At 67.9% G+C, this 1,067-nt stretch carries 1 protein-coding gene; it reads left to right on the top strand.

Annotated features, from left to right (window positions below; genetic code table 11):
* On the top strand, positions 1–1,067 hold a 1,067-nt coding region (hutU, locus tag ABH940_RS36990; protein ID WP_370107300.1), incomplete at both ends, for a urocanate hydratase.

Below are 1,067 nucleotides of genomic sequence, written 5' to 3'. Positions count from 1 at the left end.
CCGTCCCGGATCGCGCGTCGTATCGAGCACCGGTATCTGGATGTGGAGGCGAAGGACCTCAAGCACGCGCTGGAACTGGCGGTGGAGGCGCGGGATGCGCGTAAGCCGCTGTCGATCGGTCTGCTGGGGAACGCGGCGGAGCTGGTTCCGGCGCTGTTGGCGATGGACGCGCCGATCGACATCGTGACCGACCAGACGTCCGCCCACGACCCGCTGTCGTATCTGCCGGTGGGTGTGGCGTTCGACGACATGGCGTCCTATGCGGCGGAGAAGCCGGCCGAGTTCACGCAGCGTTCGCGTGAGGCGATGGCCCGGCACGTCGAGGCCATGGTCGGGTTCATGGACAAGGGTGCGGAGGTGTTCGACTACGGCAACTCGATCCGTGGCGAGGCCCAGCTCGCGGGGTATGCGCGGGCGTTCGACTTCCCGGGGTTCGTGCCGGCGTATATCCGGCCGTTGTTCTGTGAGGGGAAGGGTCCGTTCCGGTGGGCGGCGCTGTCGGGTGACCCGGCCGATATCGCGAAGACGGACCAGGCGGTCTTGGACCTGTTTCCGGAGAACGAGTCGTTGCACCGGTGGATCAAGATGGCGCAGGAGCGGGTGCATTTCCAGGGTCTGCCGGCGCGGATCTGCTGGTTGGGTTACGGGGAGCGGGACAAGGCGGGTGAGCGGTTCAACGACATGGTCGCCTCCGGCGAGCTGTCGGCGCCGGTCGTGATCGGCCGCGACCACCTCGACTGCGGCTCGGTCGCCTCCCCCTACCGCGAGACCGAGTCCATGCTCGACGGCTCCGACGCGATCGCGGACTGGCCGTTGTTGAACGCGATGGTGAACGTGGCGTCGGGTGCGTCGTGGGTGTCGATCCACCATGGTGGTGGTGTGGGGATGGGTCGTTCGATCCATGCGGGTCAGGTGTCGGTCGCGGACGGGACGAAGTTGGCGGGGGAGAAGATCCGTCGGGTGCTGACCAACGACCCGGGCATGGGCGTCATCCGCCACGTCGACGCCGGCTACGACCTCGCCGCCGACGTCGCCGACGAACGCCAGGTCCGCATCCCGATGCGCGA

The organism is Streptacidiphilus sp. BW17, assembly GCF_041262485.1.
GTDB lineage: Bacteria > Actinomycetota > Actinomycetes > Streptomycetales > Streptomycetaceae > Streptacidiphilus.
This window is presented reverse-complemented; position numbering and strand designations above follow the sequence as displayed.